At 70.1% G+C, this 20,619-nt stretch carries 19 protein-coding genes, 1 tRNA gene and 1 riboswitch; of the genes, 17 read left to right on the forward strand and 3 right to left on the reverse strand.

From position 1 onward, the window contains the following. Positions 1–6 precede the first annotated feature (6 nt). The gene (locus AB0D85_RS18150; protein ID WP_362320950.1) at positions 7–378 is read right to left on the reverse strand and encodes a hypothetical protein; all 372 of its coding nucleotides are present in this window, start codon (positions 376–378) and stop codon (positions 7–9) included. A gap of 346 nt (positions 379–724) precedes the next feature. Between AB0D85_RS18150 and AB0D85_RS18155 the strand changes: the two genes are divergently transcribed. From AB0D85_RS18155 to AB0D85_RS18220, 14 genes are all read left to right on the forward strand, one after another. Next, entirely contained in the window at positions 725–1,552 is an 828-nt protein-coding gene (locus AB0D85_RS18155; RefSeq protein WP_362320953.1) for a glycoside hydrolase domain-containing protein, read from the forward strand. 48 nt (positions 1,553–1,600) lie between these two features. Beyond that, positions 1,601–1,918: a hypothetical protein gene (locus AB0D85_RS18160; protein WP_362320955.1), complete on the forward strand. Its 318-nt coding sequence runs from the start codon at positions 1,601–1,603 to the stop codon at positions 1,916–1,918. A gap of 93 nt (positions 1,919–2,011) precedes the next feature. Continuing rightward, positions 2,012–2,608 carry a hypothetical protein gene (locus tag AB0D85_RS18165; RefSeq protein ID WP_362320958.1) on the forward strand — a complete coding sequence of 199 codons (597 nt, stop codon included), beginning with the start codon at positions 2,012–2,014 and terminating at the stop codon, positions 2,606–2,608. A gap of 197 nt (positions 2,609–2,805) precedes the next feature. Continuing rightward, complete coding sequence (locus AB0D85_RS18170; protein WP_362320961.1) at positions 2,806–3,453, forward strand: SurA N-terminal domain-containing protein; 648 nt, start codon at positions 2,806–2,808, stop codon at positions 3,451–3,453. Positions 3,454–3,593: 140 nt separating this feature from the next. Continuing rightward, entirely contained in the window at positions 3,594–4,622 is a 1,029-nt protein-coding gene (locus AB0D85_RS18175) for a nucleoside triphosphate pyrophosphohydrolase (RefSeq protein ID WP_362320964.1), read from the forward strand. Positions 4,623–4,761: 139 nt separating this feature from the next. Continuing rightward, positions 4,762–6,039 (forward strand): cytochrome P450, encoded by a 1,278-nt coding sequence (locus tag AB0D85_RS18180; RefSeq protein ID WP_362320967.1) that lies wholly within the window; start codon positions 4,762–4,764, stop codon positions 6,037–6,039. 166 nt (positions 6,040–6,205) lie between these two features. Beyond that, positions 6,206–7,213, forward strand: a complete 1,008-nt coding sequence (locus tag AB0D85_RS18185) for a transglycosylase family protein (protein WP_362320970.1) — start codon at positions 6,206–6,208, stop codon at positions 7,211–7,213. A 183-nt stretch (positions 7,214–7,396) separates the two neighbouring features. After that, positions 7,397–7,597: riboswitch (cyclic di-AMP (ydaO/yuaA leader) on the forward strand. A gap of 3 nt (positions 7,598–7,600) precedes the next feature. Continuing rightward, positions 7,601–8,281 carry a transglycosylase family protein gene (locus AB0D85_RS18190; protein WP_362320973.1) on the forward strand — a complete coding sequence of 227 codons (681 nt, stop codon included), beginning with the start codon at positions 7,601–7,603 and terminating at the stop codon, positions 8,279–8,281. 331 nt (positions 8,282–8,612) lie between these two features. Further along, complete coding sequence (gene eno, locus AB0D85_RS18195; protein WP_362320976.1) at positions 8,613–9,899, forward strand: phosphopyruvate hydratase; 1,287 nt, start codon at positions 8,613–8,615, stop codon at positions 9,897–9,899. Positions 9,900–10,024: 125 nt separating this feature from the next. Next, entirely contained in the window at positions 10,025–10,501 is a 477-nt protein-coding gene (locus AB0D85_RS18200; RefSeq protein ID WP_362320979.1) for a septum formation initiator family protein, read from the forward strand. A gap of 67 nt (positions 10,502–10,568) precedes the next feature. Beyond that, the gene (locus AB0D85_RS18205; RefSeq protein ID WP_362320982.1) at positions 10,569–11,171 is read left to right on the forward strand and encodes a DUF501 domain-containing protein; all 603 of its coding nucleotides are present in this window, start codon (positions 10,569–10,571) and stop codon (positions 11,169–11,171) included. After that, on the forward strand, positions 11,168–12,109 hold the full coding sequence (locus AB0D85_RS18210; protein WP_362320985.1) for a Ppx/GppA phosphatase family protein: 942 nt from the start codon (positions 11,168–11,170) through the stop codon (positions 12,107–12,109). The genes AB0D85_RS18205 and AB0D85_RS18210 overlap by 4 nt, the downstream gene beginning before the upstream one ends. A 452-nt stretch (positions 12,110–12,561) precedes the next feature. After that, the gene (locus tag AB0D85_RS18215) at positions 12,562–13,941 is read left to right on the forward strand and encodes an NAD(P)/FAD-dependent oxidoreductase (RefSeq protein WP_351489219.1); all 1,380 of its coding nucleotides are present in this window, start codon (positions 12,562–12,564) and stop codon (positions 13,939–13,941) included. 224 nt (positions 13,942–14,165) lie between these two features. Further along, positions 14,166–15,452, forward strand: coding sequence for a cyclopropane-fatty-acyl-phospholipid synthase family protein (locus AB0D85_RS18220; protein ID WP_362320989.1), 1,287 nt, complete (start codon positions 14,166–14,168; stop codon positions 15,450–15,452). Positions 15,453–15,514: 62 nt separating this feature from the next. Here AB0D85_RS18220 and AB0D85_RS18225 read toward each other — a convergent pair whose 3' ends face one another. Beyond that, a complete protein-coding gene (locus AB0D85_RS18225) occupies positions 15,515–18,043 on the reverse strand; it encodes an FtsX-like permease family protein (protein WP_362320991.1) in 2,529 nt (842 codons plus the stop codon). After that, complete coding sequence (locus AB0D85_RS18230; RefSeq protein WP_362320995.1) at positions 18,043–18,816, reverse strand: ABC transporter ATP-binding protein; 774 nt, start codon at positions 18,814–18,816, stop codon at positions 18,043–18,045. The genes AB0D85_RS18225 and AB0D85_RS18230 overlap by 1 nt, the downstream gene beginning before the upstream one ends. Before the next feature lie 411 nt (positions 18,817–19,227). Between AB0D85_RS18230 and AB0D85_RS18235 the strand changes: the two genes are divergently transcribed. The 3 genes from AB0D85_RS18235 (at position 19,228) to AB0D85_RS18245 (ending at position 20,592) form a co-directional block, all read left to right on the forward strand. Next, positions 19,228–19,310: transfer RNA gene (locus tag AB0D85_RS18235), tRNA-Leu, on the forward strand. Positions 19,311–19,576: 266 nt separating this feature from the next. Beyond that, positions 19,577–20,287: a hypothetical protein gene (locus tag AB0D85_RS18240; RefSeq protein WP_362320998.1), complete on the forward strand. Its 711-nt coding sequence runs from the start codon at positions 19,577–19,579 to the stop codon at positions 20,285–20,287. Continuing rightward, positions 20,284–20,592 carry a hypothetical protein gene (locus AB0D85_RS18245; RefSeq protein WP_362321001.1) on the forward strand — a complete coding sequence of 103 codons (309 nt, stop codon included), beginning with the start codon at positions 20,284–20,286 and terminating at the stop codon, positions 20,590–20,592. Before AB0D85_RS18240 ends, AB0D85_RS18245 begins: the two co-directional genes overlap by 4 nt. Positions 20,593–20,619: the final 27 nt, after the last annotated feature.

Genomic DNA, 20,619 nt, shown 5'->3' on the forward strand with positions numbered 1-20,619 from the left:
GACGTGCTAGCGCAGGTACGGATTCCCCGGCACCGGCGGCGGTGCCATCGCGCCGTATGCCTGCCCGTGCACCTGCCCCTGCGGATTCGGCAACCGCTTGTCGAACAGGGCGAACAGGAGCATGCCCGTCGCGATCAGCATGGTCAGGACGAACACCGCGCCCAGCACCGCATCGCCGTTGCCGTCGGTGACGTCCTGCCACGACAGGACCACCGCCTCGTAGAGCGCGAACGACGCGAAGGCTCCCCAGTCCGAGCCCCGGCCGCGGCGGATCGCCGCGTACAGGAACGGCACCCAGACCAGCAGGCCCAGGGATCCCCAGGCCAGGGCCGCCCAGGCTATTCGCTGGAACCAGCCGGCCTCGAGACGCTTTTCCATGTCGCCCTCTCCCCGCCCCCGCAGCGGAGGCGGAGGGTGTGGCGCAAGGCTAGAGCAACGGCTCGGTGCTGTCAGCGAACGCCGGTTCGGCCGGAGCGCGCACCGCTCCTCGAAGGTTTGCCGTGTCTTGGGTGAATCTTGTGGCGGACCGGGAATCTGCTTTTCCGATCTTGGTGGTGGCATCGGTTACTGTGCGATGCCTCTGCGGTGCCGCGTGACGTGTCATCGTCAATCCGGCGTACCGTCTCGGGGGTTCGAAGGTTTTCAGCGGGCGTACGCCGTCGCCAGACGCCGCGGTACGCCGCTCAGACGCGTACGGGAGAGACGTACGCATGAAGGGGTGGGGATGGCCGAGCATCGGCAGTCCAGGAGACGCAGGTACATCACGTGGGGGGTGGCCGGGGCGGCCGTCGTCGCGGGGGCCGGGATCGCGGCGCAGACCTCGATGGCGGCCACGGCGTGGCCCGCGCAGAAGACGTACACCGGGCACGCCTTCGACACCTGTGCCGCGCCCTCGCTGAACGCGATGACGGCCTGGAAGGGCGGCCTCTACGGCGCCGCCGCCGTCTACGTCGGCGGCAAGAACCGCGGCTGCAGCCAGCCCAACCTCACCGCCTCCTGGGTCAAGTCGGTCAACTCCCTCGGCTGGAAGCTCATCCCGCTCTACGTCGGCGCCCAGCCGCCCTGCCAGAGCGGCTCCAACCCCGAGAAGCTCACCGCCTCCACCGCCGCTTCCCTCGGTGTGAGCGACGCCAACGACGCGGCGGCCAAGGCGTCGGCGCTCGGCATGAAGGCCGGCAGCCCGATCTACCTCGACATGGAGGCGTACGACACCACGAACACGTCGTGCAACAACGCCGTGCTGACGTACGTGCGCTCCTTCTCCAAGACGCTGCGCGCCAAGATCTACCGCAGTGGCTACTACGGCTTCACCAGCTCCAGCGCCAAGGCCGTCGCCACCGCGACCGACAAGACGGACCTGCCGGGCAACCTCTGGTACGCGCTGTGGGACAAGCAGTACACGACCACCTCGGACTGGCCGTGGGGATCCACCCAGTACACCGGCCACAGCCGCGCCCACCAGTACATGGTCAACAGCAAGGAGACGCGCGGCGGTTACACGATCACCGTGGACCGCGACGCGTGGGACGCGCCGGTCGCCATCATCGGCTGAACAACGCCATCGTCGGCCGAACCGGAACGAGCAACCAGGGAGCGGGATATGAAGCTTGTCGCCATGCCGGCCCTGCGCGGGGTCGTGGTGCGGACCGGGTTCGCGGTGCTGCCCCTGGTCAGCCTGGGGCTGCTGTGCAACGTCCCCTCCCTGGTGCTCGCCCTGCGGCGGCGCTCCCGCGCCGACTGGTGGGCCTTCGCCGGGTTCAGCGCGGTCCTCGTGGCCTGGGTCAGCGAGATCGAACTGACCCCGGAGGACAACCACGGCATCCTGTTCGCCACCGACCTGGTGCTCATCCTGCTGTCGATGGTGGGCGCCTCCCTGCACGCGTGGCTGGTCTGGCCCCGGCGGGCGGGGCGCCGCTGACGCAGACGCGGGCGGGGACGGGGACGCTGACGCGAGCGAGGTACAGGGCAAGGACCGGAAGCGGGCAGGCAAGTGGTCAAACAGGTCAGGCAGGTGTCACAGGCGCGTCCGGCTCCGCCGGAGCGGGCCGGGCGGGGCGCCGCCGTGGGACGCGCGGTCGTCACGCGGCTGCGCGCCCTGCGCGGGCGCACCGTCGTACTGGCGGCGGTCGCGGCCGCGGTCGTCGCCGGGGTGGTCGTGACGGTCGTACTCCTCTCGGACGGGGACGGCAGGCCGCCCGTCCCCGACACCCGGGCCCGGCACTACACCGAGGTCGACGCCTGTCTGCTCACCGACGAGAAGGGCATCACCGGCGGGACCGCCGCCGAGGTCTGGCAGGGCATGCAGGACGCCTCCCTGAAGACCCACGCGCGCGTGAGCTACGGGCAGGTGATCGGCGCGCAGAGCACCGGCAACGCACGCCCCTTCCTCAACAGCCTGCTCCAGCGCTCCTGCGATGTCGTCCTCGCCGTGGGCCGGCCCGAGGTCACGGTCGCGGCGCAGTCCGCGCCCACGCACAAGAAGGTGGGCTTCGTGCTGGTGGGCGGCGGCGGGACGGCCGCCGCCAACGTGACCACCGTCTCCGCCGGTGACGGAGTGCGGGCCGATGTCGCCGGAGCCGTGGAGCGGGCGGTGGCCGGACGGGACTGAGTGCCGCCGCGTTCCAGGGGTGCGAGGCGGTGCCCAATGTGCGGGTGAATCGTTGGTCGAATGGGTTGGCCAGAGCCTGCCCACTGCCTACCATCGATCACCGCAAGACTTTGTGCGCCCGCCCGTCGCCCGACCACCACCCCTGAACGAGCCGCTACGCGGCACACCTGTCTTCTCAATCTCCTCGGGAGGCACCCTTGCACCGCCGCCGTCGCACCGCGCTCGTCCTCTCCGCCGCGATCGCCGCCGCGGCCCCCTTCCTCACCGCCTGCGGAAGCGACGCGCACCCGGGCGCTGCGGCCGTCGTCGGCGGTCAGCGGATCACCGTCGCGCAGCTCCAGAACCGCGTGAACGAGGTGCGCCAGGCCCAGCGGGCCGCGGTGCCGGACGACACGCAGTACCAGCAGGTCCTGTCCACCACCAGCAGCCTCACCCGGGACACCCTGTACAACATGGTCCTCGACCAGGTGCTGCACCGGGCCGCCCAGGACGCGGGCGTCACCGTCACCCGCAAGGACGTCGAGGAGATGCGCTCCGGCCTCGAACAGCAGGTCGGCGGCGCCACGGCACTGCAGACCGCCTGGCTCCAGAAGTACGGCATTGCCCCCAAGCGCCTGGACGACAACCTCCGCTTCCAGGTGGAGGCCAAGAAGCTCGCCGCGCTGCTCGGCACCGACACCTCGCAGCCCGCCTTCTGGAAGGCCCTGGCCAAGGCCTCCGAGGAACTCCACGTCGACCTCAACCCGCGCTACGGCTCCTGGGACGTCCAGAAGAGCAGCCGGGTGGACGCCAAGACGCCGTGGGTACGGGACGTCACGTCGGGCGGGACACAGGTGTCGGCGTAGAGCGGCGGCCCCGGGCGCGGGCGGGGGCGAGCCGGCATGAGCGGTCACGAGTGGTCATGGGTGGTCATACGATCACTTGATCGTCCCGGCTCTGTGGACAGACCGCGAGGTCGGCGGCGGTGGTGCGTTACGTTCGGAGCGTGAACACCACCAGCCCCGAACCCACCACCCCGGAACCCCCTACTACGCCCGCGGCCGCCGACACCGAGCCCGCCGCCGCTGTCGGCGTCGGCCGTGTCGTCCTGCTCACCACCAGCCACCGGGTCGCCCCCGGCCTGTTGTCCTGGCCCGCCTGGCAGGCACTGCGCACGGCCGACCAGGTGCTGTGCGCGGACGGCGCGCATCCGCAGCTGCCGTATCTGCGGGAGGCCGGAATAGCCGTGGACGAGGCCGCCCCCACCGCCCAGGAGCTGGTCGACACCTGCGCCGGCGGCCGGACGGTGGTGGTCGTGGCGACGGGCGAGGGCGAGCCCGCCCTCACGGACGGCCTGGCCCGCCTCGCCGGCTCCGGCCGCGTCCGGATGCCCGATCTGGAGCTGCTCCCCGCCTCCTACGACCTGCCCGGCGCCCGCCTCCTCGACCTCGTCCAGGTCATGGACCGCATCCGCGCGGAGTGCCCCTGGTCGTCCCGGAAGACCCACAAGGGCCTGGCGAAGTACGCCATCGAGGAGGCGTACGAACTCGTCGAGGCGATCGAGGACGGCGACCGCGACGAACTGCGCGAGGAACTGGGCGACGTACTCCTCCAGGTCGTCTTCCACGCACGCATCGCGGAGGAGGACCCGGACGCCCCCTTCTCGATCGACGACGTGGCGGGAGGCATCGTCGCGAAGCTCATCCACCGCCACCCGCACGTCTTCGGCGAGGAGACCGCGACGACACCGGAGGAGGTCAAGGAACACTGGCTGCGCACGAAGGCGGTGGAGAAGCAGCGCGCGTCGGTGACGGACGGGGTACCCCTCGCCCAACCGGGTCTCGCCCTGGCGGCGAAGCTCGCCTCACGGGTGCGGACGGCAGGCCTGGAGGTGCCGCTGCCACAGGCGCAGGACATCGGCTACGAGCTGCTCGCGCTGGCGGTCCGGGCCGAGTCGGAAGGCGCCGACCCGGAGGCGGCACTGCGGGCGGCGGCGCGGGCGTATCGCGATGCGATCAGAGAGACGGAGGGCTGAGAGACCGCCGCGTCCGGTACGGGGACGGACCACGCCGCGCGGCGGGGCAAGCCGCAGGCTGCGGGCCCGACGGGCCTCCCGGCGACGTTCCCCCGCCACCCGGCCGTACCCCGTCCGGTGATCCGGATACCGTCAAGGAGTGACCGACCAGCCCATCCCCGACGACACCACCGCTCCCGACCTGTTCACCTGGGAGTTCGCGACCGACCCCTACCCCGCCTACGCCTGGCTCCGTGACAACGCCCCCGTCCATCGCGCCACGCTGCCCAGTGGCGTGGAGGCCTGGCTGGTCACCCGGTACGCCGATGCCAAGCAGGCACTCGCCGACCCCCGTCTCTCCAAGAACCCGGCGCATCACGACGAGCCCGCGCACGCCAAGGGGAAGACCGGGATCCCCGGGGAGCGCAAGGCCGAGTTGACGACGCACCTGCTGAACATCGATCCGCCGGACCACACGCGGCTGCGACGGCTGGTCAGCAAGGCGTTCACCCCGCGCCGGGTGGCCGAGTTCGCGCCGCGGGTGCAGGAGCTGACCGATCGGCTCATCGATGGGTTCGCGGACAAGGGGGAGGCCGACCTCATCCATGAGTTCGCGTTCCCGCTCCCCATCTACGCCATCTGCGACCTGCTCGGCGTCCCCCGTGAGGACCAGGACGACTTCCGGGACTGGGCGGGGATGATGATCCGGCACGGAGGAGGGCCCCGGGGCGGGGTCGCCCGGTCCGTGAAGAAGATGCGCGGGTATCTGGCCGAGCTGATCCACCGCAAGCGGGAGGCGCTGCCGGCCGAGGCCGGTCCGGGCGAGGACCTGATCTCCGGGCTCATCCGGGCGTCGGACCACGACGAGCACCTGACCGAGAACGAGGCCGCCGCCATGGCCTTCATCCTCTTGTTCGCCGGCTTCGAGACTACTGTGAATCTCATCGGCAACGGGGCGTACGCCCTGCTCACCCACCCCGAGCAGCGCGCCCGCCTCCAGGACTCCCTCGCCGCCGGGGAGCGCGGGCTGCTGGAGACCGGAGTCGAGGAACTTCTGCGCTACGACGGTCCGGTGGAGCTGGCCACCTGGCGGTTCGCCACCGAGCCGCTCGGCATCGGCGGGCAGCGGATCGCGCCGGGCGACCCGGTTCTCGTCGTACTCGCCGCGGCGGACCGGGACCCGGAGCGGTTCGCCGAGCCGGACACCCTCGACCTCTCCCGGCGGGACAACCAGCACCTCGGATACGGCCACGGCATCCACTACTGCCTCGGCGCACCGCTCGCCCGCCTGGAGGGCCAGACCGCGCTCGCCACCCTCCTCACCCGGCTCCCGGACCTGCGACTCGCGGTGGACCCGGGCGAGTTGCGCTGGCGCGGCGGGCTCATCATGCGCGGACTGCGCACGCTTCCCGTGGAGTTCGCATCGCAGGCCCGGTAAGCCCCTTACCAGCCAAAGGTGACCAGCACTCAAGTCTGTGATCTTCACGTGATCTGCGCGGCATTAACTTGTGACAAGTGATCGTCTGCCTATACGTTCACCCATCAGTGCGGGGCCCTGCGGGACCCGCCGCACCGGTCATCGCTGTCGCTCGAAAGGTTTCCGCATGCTCTCCGGGAACGGCCGTCATCGTCGCCCCCGCCAGGCTCCGGCCCTCCTCGTCGCGGCCGGCGTGACCGGCTCGGCCATCGCCATCCCGCTGCTCGGCGCGGCGAGCGCCAACGCGGCCGACGGCACCACGTGGGACAAGGTGGCCAACTGTGAGAGTGGCGGCTCCTGGAGCGCCGACACCGGCAACGGCTACTACGGCGGTCTACAGATGTCCCAGCAGGACTGGGACAAGTACGGCGGCTCGGAGTTCGCCACCACGCCCGACCAGGCGAGCCGTTCGCAGCAGATCTCGGTCGCCGAGAAGATCCTCGCCGACCAGGGCACCAAGCCCTGGCGGACCTGCGCCCTGCTCGCCGGGCTCTCGTCGGACGACGCCTCGGTGAACGTCGACACGGGCGTCGACGGATCGGATGATTCATCCGGTTCCTCCGACTCGTCGGACTCGTCTTCAGGGCTCTCGAATTCGTCCTCTTCGTCCTCCGCCTCTGATTCCGGCTCCTCCTCGGGCGCCGCGGACTCCGGGGACAGTTCCGCCACTCCCGCCCCCAGCGCGAGCGCGAGCACCGACTCCAAGGCGGACACTCCCAGCAAATCCGCCAAGACGGATAAGTCGGGATCTTCCGACTCCGGCGCCTCGAAGGCCGGTGAGAGTCCCGTCGTACCCGAAACCGACAACTCGGATAATTCCGGCCAGGCCGAGGGTTCTTGGAGTCTGGTCGACACGGGTGCCGTCACCAGCGGTGGCAAGCACCGCGGCGGCTCGGCGGACGAAAGCGTGACAAACGGTCAGAGTGCCGCATCCTCCGGCCGTCACGCCTCCCGGGATGCCGGCACCTACACCGTCCGGGACGGTGACACCCTCGCCTCCATCGCCGACTCCCTTGGCCTCGACGGCGGATGGCGTGCGCTCTATGCCGCGAACAAGGCGGACATCGGTACCGACCCGAACAACATCACCCCCGGTCAGACCCTGAAACTCGGCAGCGAATCGGGCGAAAAGTAGCGGGAGTTGGTGCCCCACTTGAAAGCCAAATGTCCGGTTTGGTGAAAGTGTGGGATGAGTCTCAGAAGCCCTGATCATCTTTGAAATTCACCGGATCGCCTGTTTACGGTCGAGGCCGCTCGTCACCGCGAGCCCCGGCCGTCGCAACGCCGAGTCCTGCCAGCGGCCACCCGGGAACAGTCGTCGCGTCATGCGCCGTAGGCAGGAGCGGGGGACCCAAGGTAAGTGCCGGGTCCGGTAGTTGAGCCCTCAGGGGCCTCACGGCCGAAAGGCCGCCGGAACCGGCTTGGGGTGAAGCCGCGCACCGATGGACAGGTGTGCGGCCGGGCAACTCAACCGGCCCGAACCCGACAGCTCACCTCGCAGGCGTCGGTGAGGGGATCCTCCATGCTGTTCTCCGGCAAGGGCAAGCACCGTCGTCCGTCCAAGGCCGTCCGCGCCATCGCTGTCGCCGGTGTCACCGGTGTCGCCGTCGCCGCCCCGCTCATGGCGGCCGGCAGCGCCTCCGCCGCCACCGCCTCCGAGTGGGACACGGTCGCCAAGTGCGAGTCCGGCGGCAACTGGTCCATCAATACCGGCAACGGCTACTACGGCGGTCTCCAGTTCTCCGCCTCCACCTGGGCCGCGTACGGCGGCACCGCCTACGCCCCGCAGGCCAACCAGGCCACCAAGGCGCAGCAGATCCAGATAGCCGAGAAGGTCCTCGCCGCGCAGGGCAAGGGTGCCTGGCCGGTCTGCGGCACGGGCCTGTCCGGCGCCGCCTACACCGGCAGCGGCTCCAGCTCCGCCGGCTCGTCGAGCAGCAGCACCGGTACCCGCTCGGCCGACACCCAGGCCGCCTCCCGCTCCGCCGAGCGTCCGGCCGCCAAGAAGACCGTCACCACCCCGACCGGCAAGAAGGTCAAGAAGGGCGACGGCGAGTACAAGGTCGTCAAGGGTGACACCCTCAGCTCGATCGCCGAGAAGCACAAGGTCAAGGGCGGCTGGCAGGCGCTGTTCAAGCTGAACAAGGACATCGTCGCCGATGCCGACTTCATCTACCCGGGCCAGCAGCTGCACCTGAAGTAAGACTCAGCTGAACCACAGCCCCCACACAGCCGTGGTCCCCATAGTGGAGACCGCGTGAGGGTCACCCCCGTCCCCCACAGACCCCCGCTCCGGTGCGTTTTCCCCCGTACGCACCGGAGCGGGGTTTCTCTTTGGCCCGTTCTTCTCCCGTTCTTCATCCGGCCCCCCTTTGTTCCGAGCGTGAACAATAGATACCGTCAGTCCTTGTCCACGGGACGGTCGGTCGACGGCCGACGGCCCCGGGACGGTTAGGCTCTAGTCGCAAGGCTGAGCAAGGGCCGACAAGGCTCACGTGCGCCCCGCACGACCAGCGTCACATCCCAAGAAGGAGATGCTCGTGCCGTCCATCGACGTCGTCGTAGCCCGGGAAATCCTGGACTCCCGAGGCAACCCCACGGTCGAGGTCGAGGTCGGCCTCGACGACGGCAGCACGGGTCGTGCCGCCGTTCCGTCCGGCGCCTCCACCGGCGCCTTCGAGGCCATCGAGCTCCGTGACGGTGACCCCAACCGCTACCTGGGCAAGGGCGTCGAGAAGGCCGTCCTCGCCGTGATCGAGCAGATCGGCCCGGAGCTGGTCGGCTACGACGCCACCGAGCAGCGCCTGATCGACCAGGCCATGTTCGACCTGGACGCCACCGACAACAAGGGCTCGCTGGGCGCCAACGCCATCCTCGGTGTCTCCCTCGCCGTCGCGCACGCCGCCTCCGAGGCGTCCGACCTGCCGCTGTTCCGCTACCTCGGTGGCCCGAACGCGCACCTGCTGCCCGTTCCGATGATGAACATCCTCAACGGCGGCTCGCACGCGGACTCCAACGTCGACATCCAGGAGTTCATGATCGCCCCGATCGGCGCGGAGTCCTTCTCCGAGGCGCTGCGCTGGGGTGCCGAGGTCTACCACACCCTCAAGAAGGTCCTGAAGGCCAAGGGCCTGTCCACCGGCCTCGGTGACGAGGGCGGCTTCGCCCCGAACCTGGAGTCCAACCGCGCCGCGCTCGACCTCATCCTGGAGGCCGTGAAGCAGGCCGGTTACGTCCCGGGTGAGCAGATCGCGCTCGCGCTCGACGTCGCCGCGTCCGAGTTCTACAAGGACGGCAAGTACGAGTTCGAGGGCAAGTCCCGCTCGGCCGCCGAGATGACCGAGTACTACGAGGAGCTCGTCGCCGCGTACCCGCTGGTCTCCATCGAGGACCCGCTGTTCGAGGACGACTGGGCCGGCTGGAAGGTCATCACCGACAAGCTCGGCGACAAGGTCCAGCTCGTCGGCGACGACCTGTTCGTCACCAACCCGGAGCGCCTCGCCCGCGGCATCGAGGAGGGCACCGCCAACGCCCTGCTCGTGAAGGTGAACCAGATCGGCTCCCTGACCGAGACCCTGGACGCCGTCGAGCTCGCCCAGCGCAACGGCTTCAAGTGCATGATGTCCCACCGCTCCGGCGAGACCGAGGACGTCACCATCGCCGACCTCGCCGTCGCCACCAACTGCGGCCAGATCAAGACCGGCGCCCCGGCCCGCTCCGAGCGCGTCGCCAAGTACAACCAGCTGCTGCGCATCGAGGAGATCCTCGACGACGCGGCGGTGTACGCCGGCCGCAGCGCGTTCCCGCGCTTCAAGGGCTGAGCGGATTCAGGGGCTGAGCAGACCGGACCGGTAATCGGTTAAGACTCAGCCAGTCGTACGTACGTCCCCGTACCCGGTCCCGTACCGTGTCCGGGGACGTACGCACGTATCAGGGAGGCGGGGACATGGCCGTGAAGGACCGGGACCGGTTCTCCACCGCGACCAGGCTCAAGCTGCTCGGCGAGCAGACGGCGGCCCGGGTCTACCGCTCCCAGACCCGGCGCCAGGCCCGCCGCTCCCGGCTCACGGGCCGCGCCGCGCTCCTCGCGATCGTGCTCTGCACGATGGTCGTCGCGCTCGCCTATCCGATGCGCCAGTACGTCTCGCAGCGCGCCGAGATCTCCGACCTCGAACGCCAGCAGCAGCAGGCCCGGCAGCGGGTCGAGCAGCTGCGGGACATCAAGGCGCGGTGGCAGGACGACGCGTACGCCGAGCAGCAGATCCGGCAGCGGCTGCACTATGTGATGCCGGGGGAGACGGGGTACGTCGTGATCGACCCCGGTGTGGCCAGGCAGGCGCACGTCTACCTCGGGGCGGCCGACCGGCCCTGGTACGCGAACGTCTGGGACGGCGTCGACAGGTCCGACGCGTCCGGCCGGTGAGCGGCGGCGCAGCGGCGCAGTAGGGCAAGCAGCGCAGTAGAGCAAGCAGCAGAACAGAAAGACGGGCATGGAAACGCCTCCTCCCTCCACTCCGCGTACCGAGCCGACCGACGCGGACGTCGAGGCCTTCAAGCAGCAGCTCGGGCGGCCGCCGCGCGGACTGCGGGCGATCGCGCACCGGTGCCCGTGCGGGCAGCCGGACGTCGTGGAGACCGCGCCGCGGCTGCCGGACGGGACGCCGTTCCCGACGCTGTACTACCTGACGTGCCCCAAGGCCGCGTCCGCCATCGGGACCCTTGAGGCCAACGGCGTGATGAAGGAGATGACGGCGCGGCTGGAGAGCGACCCGGAGCTGGCGGCGGCGTACCGAGCCGCGCACGAGGACTACATCCGGCGCCGCGACGAGATCGAGGAGCTCACGGGCTTCCCGAGCGCGGGCGGGATGCCGGACCGGGTGAAGTGCCTGCACGTCCTCGTGGCGCACTCCCTCGCCGCCGGGCCGGGCGTGAACCCCCTCGGCGACGAGGCGATCGCGATGCTGCCGGAGTGGTGGGCCAAGGGGGCGTGCGTGACGCTCGCCGGTGACAACACGTCGGCGCACACCCAGGAGGACGACCAGGAGGACGACCAGGAGGACGACCAGGAGGACGACCAGGAGGACGACCAGTGACCCGCGTCGCCGCCATCGACTGCGGTACCAACTCCATCCGGCTGCTCGTCGCCGACGCCGACCCGGAGACCGGGGAGCTCGTCGACCTGGACCGGCGGATGGTGATCGTGCGGCTCGGGCAGGGGGTCGACCGGACCGGGCGGCTCGCGCCGGAGGCGCTGGAGCGGACCTTCGCGGCCTGCCGGGAGTACGCGGCGGTCATCAAGGAGTACGGCGCGGAGCGGCTGCGGTTCGTGGCCACCTCCGCGTCCCGCGACGCCGAGAACCGGGACGACTTCGTGCGCGGGGTGCTGGACATCCTCGGTGTCGAGCCGGAGGTGATCAGCGGCGACCAGGAGGCCGAGTTCTCCTTCACGGGCGCCACCCGGGAACTGGGCGGCCGTGACGACCTCGCCAAGCCGTTCCTCGTCGTGGACATCGGCGGCGGTTCGACCGAGTTCGTGGTCGGCGACGAGCATGTGCGGGGTGCGCGGTCCGTGGACGTCGGCTGCGTGCGGATGACCGAGCGGCACCTCGTGCACGAGGGGCATGTCAGCGACCCGCCCACCGACGCCGAGATCGCCGCCATGCGGGCCGACATCGAGCGCGCCCTCGACCTCGCGGAGGAGACCGTACCGCTGCGCGAGGCGCGGACCCTCGTCGGTCTGGCCGGGTCCGTGACGACGCTCTCCGCCATCCACCAGGATCTGCCGGAGTACGACTCCGCCGCCATCCACCACTCCCGCATCCCCTACGTCCGGGTCCGGGAGATCACCGAGTGGCTGCTGCGGTCGACGCACGCCGAGCGCGCGGCGATCCCCTCCATGCACCCCGGCCGCGTCGACGTGATCGGGGCCGGTGCGCTCGTCCTCCGGTCGATCATGGAGCGGGTGGGCGCGGAGGAGGTCGTGGTGAGTGAGCACGACATCCTGGACGGCATCGCCTGGTCCGTCGCCTAGCCCTGTTCCGGCCTTGCTCCAGCCCTGTTCACGGCCTCGGCTGAGCAGGTCAGGTGTCGGATGAGCGGCTTTTCGGCCCGCGACACGCCGTGCCACGACACCCCGTCGGAAAACTTCGTGAAGTTCTTCACAAGGAATTCGGTGCAGGTGAGGGGTCCAAGGGGCCCCACTGGCCCGTTCGGGGGCTCAACGGGCCCTTGTGCGTACTCAGGAGAGCGTGCCGGGGGTGTTCCGGGAGGTGCTCGTGAGGGTGATATCGGGTGCCCTCACGGTGCCCCCGGAAGCCTGGAGAGGCAGCTCACGCGGCATTGACAACGGGTCGTATCGGAAGTGGGTTCCCGCTGTTGACCATGACCTGGGTCACGTGGGTCGCGGAGTGTAGCACGACCCGTGTGGAAGCTTGTGAAGGGGCGCACGAGCGGCCCCCTCGGGGCGGGTGGATACTCGATGCCATGAGCACCACGGAGCGTCCCAGGATCCTCGTAGTAGGCGGTGGGTACGTAGGCCTGTACGCAGCTCGGCGCATCCTCAAGAAGATGCGCTACGGCGAGGCGACCGTCACGGTCGTCGACCCCCGGTCGTACATGACCTACCAGCCCTTCCTCCCCGAAGCCGCCGCCGGCAGCATCTCCCCTCGGCATGTCGTCGTCCCGCTGCGACGCGTGCTGCCGAAGGCGGAGGTCCTCACCGGCCGGGTCACCACCATCGACCAGGACCGCAAGGTCGCCACGATCGCCCCGCTGGTCGGCGAGGCGTACGAGCTGCCCTTCGACTACCTGGTGATCGCGCTCGGCGCGGTCTCCCGCACCTTCCCGATCCCCGGCCTCGCCGAACAGGGCATCGGTATGAAGGGCATCGAGGAGTCCATCGGCCTGCGCAACCACGTCCTGGAGCAGCTGGACAAGGCCGACTCCACGACCGACGAGGAGATCCGCCGCAAGGCCCTCACCTTCGTCTTCATCGGCGGTGGCTTCGCCGGCGCCGAGACGATCGGCGAGGTCGAGGACATGGCCCGCGACGCGGCCAAGTACTACAAGAACGTGTCCCGTGAGGACATGCGCTTCGTCCTCGTCGACGCCGCCGACAAGATCCTTCCCGAGGTCGGCCCCAAGCTCGGCCTGTACGGCAAGGAGCACCTGGAGAGCCGCGGTGTGGAGATCTACCTCTCCACCTCGATGGACTCCTGCGTCGACGGTCATGTCGTGCTGAAGAACGGCCTCGAGGTCGACTCCAACACGATCGTCTGGACGGCCGGCGTCAAGCCGAACCCGGCGCTCGCCCGCTTCGGTCTGCCGCTGGGCCCGCGCGGTCACGTGGACACCGCCCCCACCCTCCAGGTGCAGGGCACGGACTACATCTGGGCCGCGGGCGACAACGCCCAGGTGCCGGACGTCGCCGCCCGCAAGGCCGGTGTCGAGAACGCCTGGTGCCCGCCGAACGCGCAGCACGCGCTGCGTCAGGCCAAGGTCCTCGGCGACAACGTGGTCTCCGGTATGCGGGGCTTCCCGCAGAAGGAGTACAGCCACGCCAACAAGGGCGCGGTCGCCGGTCTGGGTCTGCACAAGGGCGTCGCGATGATCGTCCTGGGCAAGACGAAGATCAAGGTCAAGGGCCGTCTCGCCTGGTACATGCACCGCGGCTACCACGGTCTGGCGATGCCGACCTGGAACCGCAAGATCCGCATCTTCGCCGACTGGACGCTCGGCATGTTCCTCAAGCGCGAGGTCGTGTCCCTGGGTGCCATGGAGAACCCCCGCGAGGAGTTCTACGAGGCCGCCAAGCCCGCGCCGGTCGCCGCCCCGAAGACCGAGGAGAAGGCCAAGGCCTCCTGACGCCAGGGCCGTTCCGGCCCCGGTCACCGGTCGCTGAACCACCCGAAGGACCTCCCGCCATCCGTGGTGCGGGAGGTCCTTCGGCGTTTCCGGGTACCTGCACAATTGCATGTCGGCTACATCTTTTTTGCCCAGTCGTAACTCCTTTGCGGGACTGCGCTGCTGCCTCCACGGTGTTTACGTGGTAACCGGCATCCGGGATCGATGTCTTGGAGGTGTGCGCCATGGCCGACGCCGCGTCGCGGCTGGGGAGAGTTGCCGAGCAGGTGCTGGGGGTCCCGCTCCCGGTACGGCTGCGGGCCTGGGACGGATCGCAGGCCGGACCACCGGACGCGCCGACGTTCGTCGTGCGCAACCGCCGTGCCCTGCGCCACATGTTGTTCAAGCCGGGGGAGCTGGGCCTCGCCCGGGCCTGGGTGGCCGGTGATCTGGACATCGAGGGCGACCTGTACACCGCGCTGGACGCGGTGTCGGAACTGGTCTGGGAACGCGGGGAGGACAGCCGTACGCTCCTCCAGGCCCTGCGCGACCCCGCCGTACGCGCCGCCGTCCGGGAGCTGCTGAGGCTCGCCGGACCGCCCGTCCCGCCGGCCCCGCCCCGCGAGGAGGTCCGCAGGAGCCGCCATCTGCACACCCGCCGCAGCGACAGGCAGGCCATCAGCCATCACTACGACGTGGGCAACGACTTCTACGAGATCGTCCTCGGGCCGTCGATGGTGTACTCGTGCGCCTATTGGGAGGACGACGGGACGCTGGAGACCGCCCAGCGCGACAAGCTCGAACTCGTCTGCGTGAAGCTCGGTCTGACCCCCGGTCAGCGGCTGCTCGACGTCGGCTGCGGCTGGGGCTCGATGGCGATCCACGCGGCCCGGGAGCACGGCGTGAGCGTCGTCGGGGTCACCCTCTCCCAGGAGCAGGCCGCGTTCGCCCGTAAACGGGTCGCGGACGAGGGTCTGACGGACCGGGTGGAGATCAGGGTCCAGGACTACCGGGACGTCAGGGACGGGCCGTACGACGCGATCTCGTCGATCGGGATGGCCGAGCACGTGGGGGCCGAGCGGTACCTGGAGTACGCGCAGAACCTGTACGGGCTGCTGAAGCCCGGCGGGCGGCTGCTCAACCACCAGATCGCGCGGCGGCCGCAGCTTGACGAGTCGGCGTACAACGTCGACGGGTTCATCGACGCCTATGTCTTCCCGGACGGCGAGCTCGCCCCGATCGGCACCACCGTCACCCTGCTGGAGCAGGCCGGGTTCGAGGTGCGGGACGTGGAGTCGCTCCGCGAGCACTACGCCCGCACGCTGCGGCGGTGGGTGGCCAACCTGGAGGCCGACTGGGCGCGGGCCATGCGGCTGACCAGCCCCGGCCGGGCCCGCGTCTGGCGGCTGTACATGGCCGCCTGCGCCCTCGCCTTCGAGCGCAACCGCATCGGCGTCAACCAGGTGCTGGCCGTGAAGGCCCCCGGATCGGGCGTCTCCGGGCTGCCGCTGCGCACCCGTACCTGGAACTGACGGCACACACGGAAGGGGCCCCACGGCGAACGTGGGGCCCCTTCGCGCCGTACCTCGTGCCGCTACTCGGACTTGATCGCCGACAGCATGTTCAGCCTCGCCGCCCGCCGGGCCGGCCACAGGGCCGCCAGGACGCCCACGGTGCCGGCCAGGAGCAGGAAGACCGCCATCCGGGTCCAGGGCAGGACCAGTTCGTACGTCGGCATCTTCGCGCCGACCAGCTGACCGGCCGCCCAGCCGAAGAACACGCCCAGGCCGATGCCGAGGACCCCGCCGAAGAGCGAGATGACCAGGGACTCCAGGCGGACCATCCGCTTGACCGCCTTGCGGTCCAGGCCGATCGCGCGGAGCATGCCGATCTCCTGGGAGCGTTCGAAGACCGACATGGCCAGGGTGTTGATGACCCCGAGGACCGCGACGATCACCGCCATCGCGAGCAGGCCGTAGACCATGTTCAGGATCAGCGTGAACACCTGCGCGATGGAGTTCGACAGGTCCTTCTTGTCCTGGACCTGGATCGCCGGGTTGGAGCCGAGGGCCTTCTCCAGCCTGTCCTTGGTGGCACTCGTCGCGCCGTCCGCCGTCCTGACCATGACCTGCATGTCGGCGGGGTCGGTCAGGTGCGGGGTGAGGACGGCGTTGTCGATCATGATCCCGTTGATCATCTGGTTGCCCTGGTAGACCCCGGCGACCGTCATCTTCTGCGCCTTCCCGTCCTCGTAGTGGACGGTGAAGGCGGAACCGGCCTTCCAGCCGTGCGACTTGGCGGTGTCGTCGTCCACGACGACGTCCGTGCCGCCGACCCTGAAGGTGCCGCTGTCCATGGTGAGGTCGGTCAGCCTGCCGATCGACGAGCCGTCGACGCCCGCGAGGGACTCGGTTCCGCCGTCGATGCGGGAGGCCGCGTTGCGCAGCGGGCTGGAGGCGGTCACGCCGTCGGTGGCCGCGAGCTTCTTCGCGACGTCGGGGGAGAGCGGGTTGCGGTTGGCCATCGAGACGACGTAGTCGGCGCGGATCGCCGCGCTCGCCATCCTGTCGATGGACTTCTGCAGGCTGCCCGCCATCACCGTCATGCCGGTGATCAGGGTCAGGCCGATCATCAGCGCGGACGCGGTGGCGGCGGTACGGCGCGGGTTGCGCACCGAGTTCTGGCGCGCGAGCTTGCCGGCGACGCCGAACCCGCGCAGCAGCGGGGCCGCGGCCGCGATCAACGGGCGGGAGAGCAGGGGCGTGAGGACGAAGACGCCGATGATGAGGAGGACCGCGCCCAGCCCCATCGGGGCCTGGCCGCTGTCGCCGCTCATCGACGTGGCCGCCACGACCACCGCCACGCCCGCCGCCGAGAACAGGGCGCCGATCGTGTTGCGCAGCACCAGGGACTTGGCGGTCGGGGCCGAGTGGAGCGCGCTCATCGCGGCGACCGGCGGGATCTTCGCGGCCCGGCGGCCGGGCAGCCAGGCGGCCAGCATGGTGATGACGACGCCGACGGCGAGCGCGGCGGCGACCGTGCCGGGGCTGACGACGAGCGGGCCGTCCGGGACGGACGCGCCGAACGAGCCCATCAGCGCGCGCAGTCCGGCGCCGATGCCGATACCGGCGGCCAGACCGGTCACCCCGGCCACCGCGCCGACCACGAACGCCTCGATCAGCACCGAGCGGGTGACCTGGCGGCGGGAGGCGCCCACCGCCCGCAGCAGCGCCAGCTCCTTGGTGCGCTGGGCGACCAGCATGGTGAAGGTGTTGGCGATGATGAACGTACCGACGAACAGGGCGATGCCGGCGAAGACCAGCAGGCCCTGGCGCAGGCCGCTCATGCCGTCGGCGATCTGCTTGGCCTGGTCGGCGGCGAGCTTCTTGCCGGTGGTGGTCTCGACGAGCTTCTGCGGAAGTGCCTGGTCCAGCTGGGACTTGAGGGCGGCCTGGCCGGTGCCGGACTTCGCGGTCACGTCGATCTCGTCGTACGCGCCCTTCGTGCCGAACAGCTGCTGCGCGGTCGCCGTGTCGAACAGGGCGAGGCTGCCGCCGGCCGTGACGTTGCCGTCGTCGGTGGTGAAGATGCCGGCGATGGTGGGGGTGAGGACCGGGCCGTTCACCGAGATGCGCACGGTGTCGCCGACCTTGTAGCCGGCCCGCTCGGCGGTCTTGGAGTCGATCAGGACCTCGTTCGCGCCGCTGGGCGCGTGGCCGCCGACGAGGGGGTAGCGGGCGTCCTTGGTGCCCCAGTAGTTGCCGCCCGCGGACTGCCAGCCGCCGCCTATCAGCTTGCCGTGCTTGTCGGCGATCGCGGTGAAGCCGGAGACCACGCCGGTGGCGGAGGCGGCCCCCGGCACCTTGGCCGCCTTGTCGAGCAGGGCCTGGGTGAGGTCGGGGGTCTTGCCGACCTTGTCGCCCTTGGAGTCCTGGTACTTGGCCTGGACGGCGACGTCGACGCCGTCGAAGCCCTTGGCGGAGCTGTTCTGGTAGGCGTCCGAGATGGTGTTGGTGAAGACGAGGGTGCCGGAGACGAACGCGACGCCGAGCATCACGGCGAGCACGGTCATCAGCAGCCGGGCCTTGTGCGCGAGTACGTTGCGCAGGGCGGTGCGGAACATCAGCTGGTGCGGCCCTTCGCGTCGAACTGCTTCATGAAGTCCAGGACGGTGTCCGCCGTCGGCCGGTACATCTCGTCGACGATCCGGCCGTCCGCCAGGAAGACCACGCGGTCCGCGTACGACGCGGCCACCGGGTCGTGGGTGACCATGACGACGGTCTGGCCCAGCTCGCGCACCGAGTTGCGCAGGAAGCCCAGCACCTCGGCGCCGGAGCGGGAGTCCAGGTTTCCGGTCGGCTCGTCACCGAAGATGATCTCAGGGCGGGAGGCGAGGGCGCGGGCGACGGCGACGCGCTGCTGCTGGCCGCCGGAGAGCTGCGAGGGACGGTGGCTGAGCCGGTCCTTGAGGCCGACCATCCGGATCACGCTGTCCAGCCACTCCTTGTCCGGCTTCCGCCCCGCGATGTCCATCGGGAGGGTGATGTTCTCCAGGGCGGTCAGCGTCGGCAGCAGGTTGAACGCCTGGAAGATGAACCCGATCTTGTCCCGGCGCAGCTTGGTCAGCTGCTTGTCCTTCAGGGAGCCCAGCTCGGTGTCGCCGATCCGCACGGAACCGGAGGAGAAGGTGTCGAGGCCGGCCACGCAGTGCATCAGCGTGGACTTGCCGGAACCGGAGGGGCCCATGATCGCGGTGAACTCGGCCTGCCGGAACTCGACGGTGACCCGGTCCAGGGCGACCACCTGGGTCTCGCCCTGGCCGTAGATCTTCGAGAGGTCCGTGGCGCGAGCGGCCACGGAGGTGGTCCGCCGGTCGGCGATGGGTGTGGTGGACACGGAAGGACGCTCCTGTCGGGACGGCGGTGTTCTTACGGCGGGACCATCGTCTCGGGCGTTCGGGCCCGTGTAGTCAGCCGCAGTTCCGGTTCCGGGGGCCGACCAAGGGCGGACCGGAGTGCCGTCGAGTCATACCTGGGGATGACACCGAACCCTGAGAGCCCGATCCGGAAGCGCTTGCCCCCGGTTGCCGAGAACAGGTGGAGCCCCCTTGTTCGGACGGTGAAATTCCGTCATTCCGCGTACGCGCGTACCCACCGCGCGTAACGCTATTGGCAAGTGCGGATGGCTCGTTCCGGGGGCTGATGCTCCCTCAGACGTCAATAAAATAAGACAACATCGGGTCGCCCGTCCGCTGTTCGGGGGACGCCTCCCGATAGGCTCGGAACCTCGTAGCGGAGCCCATGGCCTGCCCGGATGGTGGAATGCAGACACGGCGAGCTTAAACCTCGCTGCCCCTCGCGGGCGTACCGGTTCAAGTCCGGTTCCGGGCACTTACGCTGCCTTTGCACCTGATCTGCCGATAAGGCCGGTCGGCATGGTCACCCGTGCGTGTCGCCGGCGCACCGGTGGCGCACCCCTTCTCTGTCCGCAGATCCGCTTCGGGGTCCCGAAGAACCAAGTCGATCTCGTACGGCTCCAGTGAACCCTGCACCGCCGCCAGGCCGGGCCGACGAGGGCAGTGACGGCACTGTGACGTCGGGGTGACGGGGCCAGGCCACCATCGCCGTATGCGTATCCGGGGTGGAAGGTGCGGTGGGTGCCGGTGACTGGTGTGACGGATGCTCCGCGGGCGTTGCGGGGTGCGCTGGTCTCGGTGGACGAGAGCAACCCCGTGGCTTCCATGGTGGTGTTCCAGTACAACCCGGAGGAGATGACCCGCCGGCTGCGGGCGCGATCGGCCGCCGGGACGGACGGCGACACGTACGGCGGGGCCCGCGACGAAGCGCTGCGGCTGGAGGGCGCGCCGGTCGAGACGATCTCGCTCGCCGTGGAACTGGACGCCAACGACCGGGCGGCCGCGGAGGATCCGGCGGCCGCGCTGCTGGGGGTGTATCCGCAGCTCTCGGCTCTGGAGATGATGCTGTACCCGAAGAGCGCGACCGTCCTCGCGAACAACGCGCTCGAACTGCTGGGAACGATCGAGGTGGTGCCGCCGCGGGCGCCGCTGACGCTGTTCGTCTGGGGCCCCGGCCGGGTGCTGCCGGTGCGGCTGAGCGACTTCTCGATCGCGGAGCAGGCCTACGACGCCGATCTGACCCCGCTGCGCGCCCGGGTGGAGCTGGAGCTGCGGGTGCTCTCCTACAACGATCTGCCGGTCACCGACCCGGGGTACCACCTGTTTCTCGTCCATCAGGTCGCGAAGGAGGCGCTGGCCGTGCTCGGCAGCGTCTCGGTGCCCCTGCGGCTGGGAGCCTCGGCGGCCGGGGCGGCGGCGACCGGCAGCAGCACCGCGGGAGCGGCACGGTGATCGACCCCACGAGCCGGTACGCCACCACAGAGATCGCGACGGCCCAGGTTCCCGACCCCTCCGGCGGCACCCGTGAGGTGCGCTGTCTGCGCCGCAGGTTCCTGCCGTCGCCCGGCGGCCCGCAGACGCTCGCGCTGCACACCGTGGCCCGCGGCGACCGGCCGGACCTGGTGGCGGCCGCGTACCTCGGCGATCCCACGCTGTTCTGGCGGGTGTGCGACGCCGCCCTGGTCATCCACCCGGACGAGCTCACCGCCGACGACCGGATCGGCGGGACCGTCCGCGTCCCCTTCCCGCAGCCGTGATCCGCGGGCGGCGGCGGGCACGAGGGG

Source organism: Streptomyces sp. NPDC048277 (assembly GCF_040652235.1).
In the GTDB taxonomy this organism is placed as follows: domain Bacteria; phylum Actinomycetota; class Actinomycetes; order Streptomycetales; family Streptomycetaceae; genus Streptomyces.

Excerpts from the sequence above, each read along its gene's own strand:
- AB0D85_RS18150 (WP_362320950.1), bottom strand. The coding sequence starts at position 378 with ATGGAAAAGCGTCTCGAGGCCGGCTGGTTCCAGCGAATAGCCTGGGCG.
- AB0D85_RS18155 (WP_362320953.1), top strand. The coding sequence starts at position 725 with ATGGCCGAGCATCGGCAGTCCAGGAGACGCAGGTACATCACGTGGGGG.
- AB0D85_RS18160 (WP_362320955.1), top strand. The coding sequence starts at position 1,601 with ATGAAGCTTGTCGCCATGCCGGCCCTGCGCGGGGTCGTGGTGCGGACC.
- AB0D85_RS18185 (WP_362320970.1), top strand. The coding sequence starts at position 6,206 with ATGCTCTCCGGGAACGGCCGTCATCGTCGCCCCCGCCAGGCTCCGGCC.
- AB0D85_RS18190 (WP_362320973.1), top strand. The coding sequence starts at position 7,601 with ATGCTGTTCTCCGGCAAGGGCAAGCACCGTCGTCCGTCCAAGGCCGTC.
- eno (WP_362320976.1), top strand. The coding sequence starts at position 8,613 with ATGCTCGTGCCGTCCATCGACGTCGTCGTAGCCCGGGAAATCCTGGAC.
- AB0D85_RS18200 (WP_362320979.1), top strand. The coding sequence starts at position 10,025 with ATGGCCGTGAAGGACCGGGACCGGTTCTCCACCGCGACCAGGCTCAAG.
- AB0D85_RS18205 (WP_362320982.1), top strand. The coding sequence starts at position 10,569 with ATGGAAACGCCTCCTCCCTCCACTCCGCGTACCGAGCCGACCGACGCG.
- AB0D85_RS18215 (WP_351489219.1), top strand. The coding sequence starts at position 12,562 with ATGAGCACCACGGAGCGTCCCAGGATCCTCGTAGTAGGCGGTGGGTAC.
- AB0D85_RS18220 (WP_362320989.1), top strand. The coding sequence starts at position 14,166 with ATGGCCGACGCCGCGTCGCGGCTGGGGAGAGTTGCCGAGCAGGTGCTG.
- AB0D85_RS18225 (WP_362320991.1), bottom strand. The coding sequence starts at position 18,043 with ATGTTCCGCACCGCCCTGCGCAACGTACTCGCGCACAAGGCCCGGCTG.